This window comes from Turicimonas muris, assembly GCF_002221595.1.
In the GTDB taxonomy this organism is placed as follows: Bacteria; Pseudomonadota; Gammaproteobacteria; order Burkholderiales; family Burkholderiaceae_F; genus Turicimonas; species Turicimonas muris.
Window position 1 is genome coordinate 96,749 of record NZ_NHMP01000007.1, and the last position, 11,119, is coordinate 107,867.

An 11,119-nucleotide genomic window follows, 5' to 3' on the forward strand; every position below is an offset into this window, starting at 1 on the left:
TAAATGACGGATACTGCTATCAAACTGCTTTCGATCGAATCTGCCGGAACCCTTTGTTCCATTGCGGTCGCCGGATTTGGCAAAAATGCTTTCATCTCTTCTGAACCAGGTCAGAAACACACCTCTGTTATCCTTGGCATGATAAGAAATGCACTCCAAGAAGCTTCAGGCTCTTTAGATAGTTTGGATGCCATTGTTTTCGGTGCAGGCCCCGGCGCTTTTACCGGCTTGAGAGTCGCCTGCGGAATGGCTCAAGGCATCGGCTGGGCACTGGATAAGAAGCTGATTGCGGTTAACAACCTCCTTGCCTTAGCGTATAGACAGATAAACGCACTCAAAGAAGAAGATTCCATTCTCGTCTCTACGGATGCCAGAATGCATGAATGCTACACCGCAGTCTTTACCAAACGCGGAGAAAGACTGGTTGAACGTATTCCGGCTTTTCTATCCGCCCCTGAAGATTTAGTTCGTCACGCAGAGGAATCGAATTGTTCTGCCCTTTGCGGAAATGCTTTTGCTGCATACACCGTTGAGGTTCCGCCCGCTCTTCAACTACTTTCGGTTGAAGACGCAAATGCAGAAATGCTGCTTGTGCCGGCACTCATTGACTATGGAGAGGATAGACTCATTACCCCTGAACAAGCAGGCCCGTTGTATGTGAGAAATCACGTCGCTCAAACCATTGAAGAACGTAAAAAATTAAAAGAAGCTAAATCTTCTTAACCTTCTGCAGCGACCCATGACGTCTTACAGAATAACTCTCATGACCGAAGCGCTCCTTCCGGAAACGGAGGCAATTGACAAAGTTCTGTTCCCGCAAGACTTTTGGACGGAAAAGAGCTTTCTCTCTTCGATGAAAGAACATCACGCTTACTGTATTGTCAGTAAAAGCGACAGCAAGGAATCGGTTGCCGGGTATGTCGTTTTTTCATCCGTCTTTGACGAGGGAGAATTGCTGCATATCGGCGTCTCTAAAGAGTTTCAGAAAAAAGGTCTTGCCGGAAGAATGCTTTCTTTCATGAATGAATTCGGAAATACCAATAAAATTAAAAAGTGGTTTCTGGAAGTCCGCCGATCAAATGATCCTGCCGTCGCACTCTATAAAAAATTCGGATTTAAAGCGGTAGGAACAAGAAAGAATTACTATAAAACTCCAACGGGAAGAGAAGATGCATTAATCATGGTCAAGGAGACTGCATGTTAGATGAAAGAAAATCTGCTTTATGGCAGGCCTTAGGCCTTGGTCCGGAGTGGATCCTCAGAGAGGAGCTTCAAGAACTTCAGCATAAACAAGCTCAGGTCAATGTCCCGGCTCCTGCACCAACAGCCCCGGCTGCTTTACTTCAGCCATCTGCAGCTTCTGCCCGTCCCCAATCACCTGCAATACCTTCACATCGCGTACCGGCTCAGCCTAAAAAAACTCCGGCTCGCAGAAAAGAAGGCAGAGGCGTAGCCCCTGACGCATTCTCCCCGGTTCGAACTGAAAAGATTAAGAATTTCTCATGGACAGAAATCATCTCGGGGGTTAAAAATTGCCATATTTGTGATATTTCATCGCATAGAATTTGCGCAGTCCCCGGTGAAGGAACTCCTCCGAAGGATCTTGTGCTCATCGGTGAGGCGCCGGGTGCGGAAGAAGACAGACAAGGCATTCCGTTCTGCGGCCCATCCGGAAAACTTCTCACGACTATTCTTCACGCTATCGGATTGGAAAGAGGAAAAGATCTAGCCATTCTCAATACCATCAAATGCCGTCCTCCGATGAATGCCGATCCGTCGGCTGAAGAAATGGCTGCCTGCTGGAGTTTCTTGGAACGTCAGCTTGAATTAATGGATCCAAAAGTTATTGTGGCAATGGGAAAACCCGCTGCAAAATCGCTTTTCGGAACCGATGAAACACTTACCTCACGGCGTCAGAAAGTATTTGACATGGTTATCGCCGGTAAATCCCGAAAGGTCATCGTTACTTATCACCCCGCCGCTTTGCTCCGCAATCCTTCGGATAAAAGAAAAGCATGGGTTGATTGGTGTTTAGTTCTCGATACACTGAATAAGGCACGCAATGAGTAAGAATGAAATCAAGAAAATTCCTTTGATTGGCACCTCGCTTGCTGACATCAAACCTGCAACCAGAAAAAAAGAGGAACGCCCTAAGGGTTCTGAACTTTCTCTGTGTATCGCGCAAAATGCTCTTCTCCTAAAAGAGAAAAAAGAACTGTTGGTCGTCATCTGTGCGAATCCCGCCGATGTCATCCGACTCCAGGAGGAGATTCCTTTCTTTGATACCTCTCTCAAAGTTTTATCTTTCCCGGATTGGGAAACCCTTCCCTACGATGTGCTGAGCCCCCATGCAGATTTAGTCGGTGAAAGGCTTGAGACTTTATATACACTGCTAAACAGAAACAGCCAAAATCGAGAACTTGACATTCTTCTTGTCTCAGCGACTACTGCCACTCAGCGTTTGGCACCGAAGCAGTTTATAGGCTCCAACTCCTTGATGTTGAAAAAAGGCGAAACTCTTGATCCGCAAAACCTTAAATCTGAGTTAGTTCAGGCCGGATACGAACACGTCACCCAAGTCGTCGAGCAAGGTGAGTTCGCCAGCCGCGGAAGTATTCTGGATTTATATCCGATGGGCTCCAAATTCCCCTTCCGCTTAGATTTCTTTGATGATGAACTTGAACAAATTCGATACTTCGACCCCGACTCTCAAAGATCCCTAGAAGAAGTCCGGGAAATACGGCTCTTGCCCGCGCATGAATTTCCGATGAACGACAATACCAGAGAGTTTTTCCTTTCCAATTGGAGAGAAAGATTTGAAGGAAATCCCAGCAAATACACGACATATAAGGATATCGAGAACGGAATCGCTTCTCCGGGTATAGAAAACTATCTCCCGCTTTTCTTCGATCACACGGATACTCTTTTCGATTTTATCGGCGATTCCGCCAAGCTCATACTTATCGGAGAAATAGAAGAAGCAATTATTCAGTTCGATCGTGAAAACGAAGAAAGAGCAAAGTTCTTAAAAGCAGAAAATTCTCACCCGGTTCTTCCTCTGAAAGAACTCTACATGACATCTCCGGAATTTTTTGATTTTTGTAAAAAATTCCCCAGACTCTCTCTCTCCTCTTCAAATGATAATACTCCCATTTTTGAAGCAACTATTGCTATTCAAAGGAAAAATCAGGATCCTCTATCAGGACTGAAAACTTTTGCAAAAACAATCGAAGAGAAAGATGGCAAACTTCTTATCTTGGCAAACTCTCCGGGCAGATTAGAAACCATCCATCAGCTCTTCAAGGAATATAAATTTAAAGTTGAACTAACCAAAGATTTCAACTCATTTATTGCTTCAAAACATCAATGCTGTTTAGCGTTCGGCCCTCTATATTCCGGCTTGAAGCTGGGCAGTCCGGTTCTGGCGATTGTCACAGAAGCGGAACTTTACGCATACAGCGGTAAACCGATAAGAAGAACAAGAAGAAAAACGGAAACCGAGTCCAATCTTGACATGATGATCCGGGATCTTTCGGAATTGAAAGTCGGAGATCCAATCGTTCACCTTGAACATGGGATCGGCCGTTACCGCGGACTCACTACTATAGAGACGCCTGAAGGTCCGGCAGAATTTTTGCAGATTGAATATGCAAAAGAAGCGAAGCTCTATGTTCCTATCACGCATTTGCATCTTATTTCCCGCTATTCCGGAGCCGATCCTGAAAATGCTCCGCTTCACGCTTTAGGAAAAGGAGATTGGGAAAAAGCGAAAAAGAAAGCGGCTAAGATGGTCAGAGATACTGCAGCCGAACTTTTAAATATCTATGCTTTGCGCGAAAGCCGTAAAGGGCACGCTTTTGAATACAGCCAGCAAGATTACGAAGCCTTCTGCGAAGACTTTCCGTTTGAAGAAACCGAAGATCAGCTCGCTGCAATCAGAGCCGTCAAACAGGACATGGAATCCGACAAACCGATGGATCGCCTGGTCTGCGGCGACGTGGGTTTTGGTAAAACGGAAGTGGCCCTGCGAGCAGCATTTATTGCAGTGATGGGCCATAAACAAGTTGCAGTGCTCTGTCCGACTACGCTACTTGCTGAACAACATGCGGAAACCTTCCGGGATCGCTTCTCAAACTGGCCGGTTAAAGTCGCCGAACTATCTCGCTTCAGAAGTTCAACGGAAGTAAAGAAAGTCATTGAGGGCCTTGAAACCGGTACCATCGATATTGTGGTCGGAACCCATAAGCTTCTTTCAGAACAAGTCAAGTTCAAAAATCTCGGTCTTGTCATCATCGATGAAGAACATCGTTTCGGAGTCCGGCAGAAGGAACGTTTGAAAGCCATGCGCTCCGAAGTGGATATTCTGACTCTAACGGCGACACCAATTCCGAGGACATTGTCGATGTCGCTTGAGGGAATTAGGGATTTCTCAGTAATCGCTACCGCTCCTCAAAAACGTCTGGCTATTAAGACATTCGTTCAGAGGGAAACTGATTCGCTTGTCAGAGAGGCTTCACTACGTGAACTGAAACGCGGCGGTCAGGTCTACTTCCTTCACAATGAAGTGGAAACGATCCAAAACCGTCTCGACCAGCTTCAAAAACTTATTCCGGAAGCTCGTATCGACGTAGCTCACGGCCAAATGAACGAGAGAGAACTGGAAAAGGTAATGCGTGACTTCTATGCTCAGAGAACCAACATCCTGCTCTGCACCACGATTATTGAGACTGGTATTGACGTCCCTAACGCCAACACTATTATCATGCATCGTGCCGACAAATTCGGCTTGGCGCAGTTGCATCAGTTGCGAGGACGAGTCGGCAGATCTCATCACCAAGCCTATGCCTACTTACTGACTCCGGGGGAAGGAGCAATTACAAAGAATGCGGCAAAACGCCTCGAAGCAATTCAGGAGATGGAAAGCTTAGGAAGCGGATTCTTCCTAGCTATGCATGACTTGGAAATCCGAGGCGCCGGAGAAATTCTCGGGGACAATCAATCCGGATTGATTACCGGCGTGGGTTTTGAAGTTTATAACCAAATGTTGGAAAAGGCGGTTCTATCGCTCAAATCCGGAAAAGAACCGGATCTAGAGGCCCCTTTAGCAGCCACAACTGAAATTAACCTACATTCTCCTGCCCTGTTGCGCTCTGATTATGTTCATGACGTCCATCAGAGGTTGAATTTCTACAAAAAACTAGCTGCCGCTAAGAAGCGTGAGGAAATTATCACTATTCAGGAGGAGATCGCTGACCGATTCGGTCCGCTGACTGACGAAAGCCGCACTCTCATCAAGACGCACTTGATCCGCATTGAAGCCAAAGATCTGGGAATTAGAAAAATTGATGCCGGTGAATCCGAAGCCATTATTACTTTTGACACGGACGCTCCGGTTGATCCTGCTAAGCTGTTCAGGCTCTTGCAAAGTAGTCGTTTCTTAAAAATGGCTGGACCAACTAAATTAAAATTAACGGATAAAATGGACACTGTCGATAAAAAAACAGAGAAAATCATAAAAATCTTAAAGGAACTAAAGTGAAACAGGACTTGGTTCTTCAGACAAAAATCGGTCGTGAATACGTACTCGAGAAGTTTCTGAAGTCGATTGGTAAAAAGGGAAAAATTAAAGAACCCTGCTCGGTCCGACTTTCCGGAATGAATCGTGAAGAGTTTGAAAAGCTCTGGAGAGAAAAAGCTCAGGCTTTGCAGATTGATGTCTGCTGGGTAGATCCTCATATGAAGCTCACCGACTTCAGGCTTTTTGCGACCGATATGGATTCCACGTTCTTGAATTTAGAAACTTTGGATGAAATGGCTGCTTTCGTTGGCAAAGGAGATGAGGTCTCACGCATCACTGAACTGACAATGCAGGGAAAAATCCGCAACTACGCAGAAAGTTTAACCGCACGAGTCAAATTAATGGCCGGAGTCGATGCTTCGGTAGTCGATCGTCTTATTAAATTCCATATCAAACCTAATCCTGGGGCCGAATCGCTTGTATCTGCTTTGAAAAAAGCCGGCATTCCAATGCTTCTTGTCTCCGGCGGGTTCAGCTGCGTCACAAACGTGGTTAAAGAAAGATATGGGTTTACCCACGTTATCAGCAATGAGTTAGAAATTAAGGACGGTAAACTAACGGGCAGAGTCACTGGACCATTCGGGACGCCGATCATCGACGGACGCGGAAAAATCTCCTACGTTTCCGCATATGCTCTTCAGCATGGCATCGAACTTAATGAGCTCATTACGATGGGGGACGGTTCAAACGATATTCCGATGCTCGAAGCCGCGGGTTTATCAATTGCTTGGCATGCCAAACCAGCAGTTCGTCCTCATGCGAAATATGCTTTTGACTTCGCACCACTCTCTGGTCTTTTAGCCTTATTTAACCAGTAATTAAGGCCTCGAAAGGCCTTAATTGAAACCGTTAGAACCATTGCGCAGCGAAGAAAATTGCTGCGCTTCCAATAGTGGAAAACAAGGAAGAAATTGCAATAACTTTCAGTGCTTCTGACTGTTCTTTTTCGTTTTTAATCATATAGTTTCACCCTCCTGAATATTCTGGGGGGATGATACTAAATTGTTAGAAAACAATCAATTCTTCTTTGTATCGAACTTTGGTTAAAGCATAGTCTGCTAACGAATTGATTACTCATCTTGAGGAAGGTCAGAAAGAACTCCCTCCCCTTTGAAACGCAGCTGATAAACAATTTCGCTCATCGGACCCAGGCCCTCCCACTCATTGGCGTTGCCGATAATAATGAGAGATTCGATAGCACGGCTGACCGCCACATTTATCAGATTCGGAGGCTCTGTTGCCCAAAGTCTGGCTCGTGAGCCCATCTCGCCTTTCTTCGAACCTAGTACAAAAATCACGATGTCGGCCTGCTGCCCTTGCATGACGTGTGTGGTGCCGATTCTAACAATGCGGAAAAAAATCGTTGCTTCGGCTTGCGCCTTTTAGTTTTCCTCGAACTGCCGCTGCAACGGCACGGAACGGAGTGACGATCATTAACGTCTTAGGTTTGCTCAACACACCTCGCAAATTTGCGTTGACCAATCTTCCATAGATATAACGAAGAACATCAATAACCGCGTCAATTTCTTCATCTACAGCGTTTGTTGAATATTCCTGTTCAGGATTAATATCGAGCCAAAAACTTGGAATCAACGCTTCAATTGAGCCTCTATTGCGCCTTTCTTTACCCAAGACCATTTGGTTTTCGTAAGAAATAGCATTTGAAATATCAAACATCGGAGAAAAACTTCTTCTTTGGGCTCTAAGCGGAAGTCCGGTCCAAATAGAGGTCTCGATGTTCTCTCCGATGCGAGTGCCGTAGGTCTGAGTGTTATCACAGAGGTTTTGCAGACTGAAATTAAAGGGAGACCAGTTTCTTAACTTTTTATTCTCATCCGTTAAAAGTTCATTAATGACTTTTGGCAATGTAACTACCGGCTGAAGCTGCTGGGGGTCTCCGACAACAATTAGCCTCTTTGCCTTCTGCATCATCAGAACAGCCGACTGCGGCGTAACCTGTGAGGCTTCATCGATTAAAACCCATGGCAAAGAGCCTTTCAAATATTTACCGAAGCGCAGCGGAGAAGAAGCCAGAGTAGATGAAATCAGGGGGCAAAAGAAACAAAAGGTTCCCAAGAAAGGAAGCGGATCGTTAATAAACTCTCTGTTTCCCATCGTCAAGAATGACTTTTCTATTGAATTCACGAAACGCTGCCGATGAATCAAAATCGTATATTTGTGAAGTCTCAGAGAAGACAAAAATAATTTAGTTCGAAGACTGTCGAGTTCAGGTGCGGTATAAATTTGTTCCAGATGACGGTCTAAATTTTCTCTCTTACTGAAATCGAAATAAAGATCGCTGCTCTTTAAGCTTTCTTCTTTATGAAGAATAGACGTTATTTTGCTTCCAAGCCAGGATGCGGGAGAGGCAGCTTTAATGTCCTTCAAATAAACTTTGTATTGCTCTGCAAGGCTTTCTCTTACTTGCGTATGCAGTTTCAAAAAGTTTTCTTTTTCCTTCTCCCAGAGTTTGCACACCTGAGCAAATCCACCGAGCTTCTCTTCTTCCGCGGCAAAAACATTTGAGAGAACGGATTTGCGATTCTTATCCCGCTTGAACAACGCATCGTAGGCTTTATTCCAGTTGGCGGACTTACCCAATGGAAGAGAGAGAAGCCCCCAAGACCATTGATTCTGCCCAAAAATTTCGTTGGAAAGATCAGAGAAATAATCTCCTTCCTCTTCTTCAAAACCATATTGAAGAGGAATTTCTTTAGAGATATTCTCAATCGCGTTGTTTGTGTTGGAAACAACAATAATCGGAAAGTCCTTGGTGAAGTTCGGTTTTAAAACCTGCACGGGAGTTGTGCCGGAATAGGTGATTTCAAAAATTTCCTCGTTTCTGATATCTGAAATCCCGGCAATTTCATACCCTCTTCTGACGACCACGTCCGCTAAAACGTCTCGGAGAAGAGTTGTTTTACCCGTTCCCGGAGGACCGTTAACGGTAACGATGGGATTGTATTCACTAGCCTGACAAATCCGAGATACTGCAATTTGCTGGCAAACAGACAACTTCTTGCTTAAAGAATCAGGCCATCGTCCAAGATTAAATAAACGCGGATCGGCAATTTCGTACAGAGCACGAGGATCTCTTAACACATCGTTGCGGACGCTGTTCCCATGAGAATATTTAAAGAAATTCGTTAGAACTTTACTCAAAAGTAATTCCGGATTCTTTTCTTTTACCGCCAAAGAAAGATTGCCTAACGGTTCCAGATAAGGAGAGTTCATAAAATCATCGACGACTTTATGCGGTCTTTTTTGGAATTGTTCTACAACCCACACAGAATCAGCGGCAGCAATACCGGCAAGCTTACAAACATAACGGCTGACTTCATCCAAAAAAGCAACGTTAACTTTTAACTCATCTGTCTGGCGAAGATCTCTCAGCCTTCTTACACCGTGCTTAGACTTGGTGTACTCAACCGAATACACCTCTTTTAGATCTTTCTCTGGCACGTTAGAGCTCAAAGCGCTCTTTAGATGGTCACGGCACAAAGAACAAAAATGAGAAACGAGAGCATCGCCGACGGCTAATTGTTGTGAACCATCAAATTGTTCCGGGCCTAAAGAAGAATTGTGTAAAGCCAGCCAACTCAGAGCTGAGGATGCATTAAATGTATGAGGGAGGACCTTTCCGAAATGGTTGATTTTAAAAGTTGCAAGGCACATCTTTCCGTTGCCGGCTGACTCGAAAAAACCAATATCGCTGACTTCAAGGTCTCTTTTAGACTTGGATGCGCTGAGAATATTAACGACCTTCTTAACATATTCATTAATCTCTACTACTCCAACACAGACAGTAAAGATCTTCATATATTCAGCAACTTCAAATTTTTCCGTGAGTCGATCCAACTCTATCTGGAAAGATCTTTTGCCCTCCTCTTTTACTTTATCCCAAATGAAAATATTGGCATTCTGCGTATTTATTCCGTCTGACAAATCTGCCATTAACATATCCGGCTGGAGCTCAAAAGGCGTGAGCTCCTCGACCGTCATCCAGTACTTCAGAATGTTGGAAAGTTCAATGGGATCTAATTTCATGTATCAGTGGTTAAGCGCTTCCCGTAAAAGCTCAAGAAAATTGGACTAGAAGAGATAATATCTGAAATAAGTCCATGCTGAATAGCAAATCAGCATAACTAGGGAAATAAAACCGCATCTTCCAATGACGTTCCACATATTAGCTTTGAAATATTCCACGGTTACCAGAATACACAGATGAACCGGCGTCATCATTTGCCCGGCCAGGCCAAAAACCATAGCGGTCGCAACCAGCAAAATATTTCCCGGCGACATTAAAGCGACAATTGGAATCACAACAGCAATATAGCCTTGTGATTGACCGGTCATGAGGCCGAAAATAAAAGCCAAAGCAGCGACAATAACTTCCTGCGGTAAAAACGAAGAATTAAAGGCATTAACAATTTCATCCAAGATGCCTGTGATTGTCAGCAGCTGTATAAAGTAAAGGATAAGAACCACGTTTACTAAAAGCTTTACATCCAGACTTTCCAAGAAGACGTTCTTAATGGGAATCTTTCTGCCGAAGGCGTAAAAAATTGGAATAAAGCCGACAACAACAAGCCCCATAGAAATGGCTGCTGAAATGCCAAAGCTCACGATTAATAAGAAAGAAGCAATGATCGGACCGAAAGCTAAGAAGAGACTCTTCCAATCAATATCGCGATCATTTGTCGTATTCGTTGCTTTTTCTTTGTCAACAATCTTCAAAGGCTGAACCAATAATATCCAACCAAGAACAAAGCAAAGAATCGTCACCCAACCTACTTGAATAATTAAGTCTTGGATTGTGACGTTGGCAATACCACAAGCAAGAATCATGCCGGGCATTAAAGGATTGGAAAATTCAAAGATGTGGCGGAACCACAAATTAATCACGCTTTTTTGTTCTGCGTTGACGGCTATTCCTTGAGAGGCTTCTTCAACAATAGGGGCAGAAAATCTCGCGCCTCCCATAGAAGGCAGTAAGCCAAGAAAAGCAGGCATAACAGCCAAAGTAACTTTATTGCTGGAGAAAATATTTCTGAAAGTTTTCACCAGACCGGAGAGAGAGCCACTGGTTCTAAGCTCAACTTCCAGGCACATCACAAAATACAAACAAAATATCAAGTCCCAATTTCTTTGGATTTTGGCTGCTTGAATTGCCGCCTCCCAAAGATCAGGGAAAGATCTTGATTCGAATAACCAAATAAAAAGGCCGCCGCAGAGGATGGAAATTCCCATCATGACTTTGAAACGCAAAAGAACAACGATCAAAGCCATCGCAGCAATCACAATATAAAAGACTGAGTCCATTGAAAAACCTTGGGAATTATTGTTTTATTGAGTTGCAATATTATAAAAGTCTTGCGATTGATGAACCTAAAGACAAGATTGTTTTCGCAAGGCAATCGAGTAGGGCCGGTTATTACCCGTCCCTCTCACACCACCTGGCATGCCGTTCGGCACCAAGGCGGTTCCAGTAAACATCCCTACGTTCCAGATGCGGTTCGCAGGGCCTTTTCTAAACTGTAC

General features: G+C 44.3%; 8 protein-coding genes. 5 read left to right on the top strand and 3 right to left on the bottom strand.

Annotation, left to right across the window (positions count from 1 at the left end):
- Positions 1 to 3 precede the first annotated feature (3 nt).
- The 5 genes from tsaB to serB are packed head-to-tail and all read left to right on the top strand — an operon-like array spanning position 4 to position 6,396.
- Positions 4 to 723 (top strand): tRNA (adenosine(37)-N6)-threonylcarbamoyltransferase complex dimerization subunit type 1 TsaB, encoded by a 720-nt coding sequence (tsaB, locus tag ADH67_RS10510; protein WP_066592802.1) that lies wholly within the window; start codon positions 4 to 6, stop codon positions 721 to 723.
- A gap of 40 nt (positions 724 to 763) precedes the next feature.
- A complete protein-coding gene (rimI, locus tag ADH67_RS10515; RefSeq protein ID WP_158212640.1) occupies positions 764 to 1,204 on the top strand; it encodes a ribosomal protein S18-alanine N-acetyltransferase in 441 nt (146 codons plus the stop codon).
- A complete protein-coding gene (locus ADH67_RS10520) occupies positions 1,198 to 2,070 on the top strand; it encodes a uracil-DNA glycosylase (RefSeq protein ID WP_066592807.1) in 873 nt (290 codons plus the stop codon). The genes rimI and ADH67_RS10520 overlap by 7 nt, the downstream gene beginning before the upstream one ends.
- A complete protein-coding gene (mfd, locus tag ADH67_RS10525; protein ID WP_066592810.1) occupies positions 2,063 to 5,539 on the top strand; it encodes a transcription-repair coupling factor in 3,477 nt (1,158 codons plus the stop codon). Before ADH67_RS10520 ends, mfd begins: the two co-directional genes overlap by 8 nt.
- On the top strand, positions 5,536 to 6,396 hold the full coding sequence (gene serB / locus ADH67_RS10530; protein WP_066592812.1) for a phosphoserine phosphatase SerB: 861 nt from the start codon (positions 5,536 to 5,538) through the stop codon (positions 6,394 to 6,396). Before mfd ends, serB begins: the two co-directional genes overlap by 4 nt.
- A gap of 252 nt (positions 6,397 to 6,648) precedes the next feature.
- Here serB and ADH67_RS10535 read toward each other — a convergent pair whose 3' ends face one another.
- From ADH67_RS10535 to ADH67_RS10545, 3 genes are read right to left on the bottom strand one after another with little or no spacing between them, the layout of a single operon-like run.
- On the bottom strand, positions 6,649 to 6,900 hold the full coding sequence (locus ADH67_RS10535) for a hypothetical protein (protein ID WP_143597744.1): 252 nt from the start codon (positions 6,898 to 6,900) through the stop codon (positions 6,649 to 6,651).
- Between the two features lie 19 nt (positions 6,901 to 6,919).
- Positions 6,920 to 9,625, bottom strand: coding sequence for a DEAD/DEAH box helicase (locus ADH67_RS10540; RefSeq protein WP_066592818.1), 2,706 nt, complete (start codon positions 9,623 to 9,625; stop codon positions 6,920 to 6,922).
- 45 nt (positions 9,626 to 9,670) lie between these two features.
- Complete coding sequence (locus ADH67_RS10545; protein ID WP_066592820.1) at positions 9,671 to 10,900, bottom strand: DUF401 family protein; 1,230 nt, start codon at positions 10,898 to 10,900, stop codon at positions 9,671 to 9,673.
- Between the last annotated feature and the right edge of the window lie 219 nt (positions 10,901 to 11,119).

Coding starts and splice junctions, on each gene's coding strand:
- tsaB (WP_066592802.1), top strand. CDS start 4: ATGACGGATACTGCTATCAAACTGCTTTCGATCGAATCTGCCGGAACC.
- rimI (WP_158212640.1), top strand. CDS start 764: ATGACCGAAGCGCTCCTTCCGGAAACGGAGGCAATTGACAAAGTTCTG.
- ADH67_RS10520 (WP_066592807.1), top strand. CDS start 1,198: ATGTTAGATGAAAGAAAATCTGCTTTATGGCAGGCCTTAGGCCTTGGT.
- mfd (WP_066592810.1), top strand. CDS start 2,063: ATGAGTAAGAATGAAATCAAGAAAATTCCTTTGATTGGCACCTCGCTT.
- ADH67_RS10535 (WP_143597744.1), bottom strand. CDS start 6,900: ATGCAAGGGCAGCAGGCCGACATCGTGATTTTTGTACTAGGTTCGAAG.
- ADH67_RS10540 (WP_066592818.1), bottom strand. CDS start 9,625: ATGAAATTAGATCCCATTGAACTTTCCAACATTCTGAAGTACTGGATG.
- ADH67_RS10545 (WP_066592820.1), bottom strand. CDS start 10,900: ATGGACTCAGTCTTTTATATTGTGATTGCTGCGATGGCTTTGATCGTT.